This window comes from Pseudomonas sp. K5002, assembly GCF_013386655.1.
Lineage (GTDB): Bacteria > Pseudomonadota > Gammaproteobacteria > Pseudomonadales > Pseudomonadaceae > Aquipseudomonas.
The window spans coordinates 1-304 of record NZ_JACARK010001501.1 but is presented as its reverse complement, the minus strand read 5'-3'; the positions used below and the strand labels follow the sequence as shown (position 1 = coordinate 304).

At 66.4% G+C, this 304-nt stretch carries 1 pseudogene; it reads right to left on the bottom strand.

Going from position 1 to position 304, the window contains the following annotated elements:
• Nucleotides 1–304: pseudogene (locus tag HX846_RS37520) on the bottom strand (sigma-54-dependent Fis family transcriptional regulator); the annotation flags it as partial.

Sequence of the window (304 nt, the reverse complement as noted above, 5' to 3'; positions counted from 1 at the left end):
CCGCTGCCGGTTTCGCCGCGAATCAACACATTGACCGGCAAGCCGGCCAGGTCCAGGACTTGCCGGCGCAGGTTCTGCAAACCCCGGGACACCCCCAGCAGGCTCGATTCCAGTTGGGCCCGGTGATCGGCCTGCTGATGCAACCGGCGGTTTTCCAGCACCAGCCCGCGCTTGTCCAGCGCTCGGCGCAGGCTGCTGAGCAGGGCTTCGGGGCTGAAGGGTTTTTCGAGGAAGTCGTAGGCGCCATCACGCATGGCCTCGACGGCCATCGGCACATCGCCGTGGCCGGTGAGCAGAATCAGCG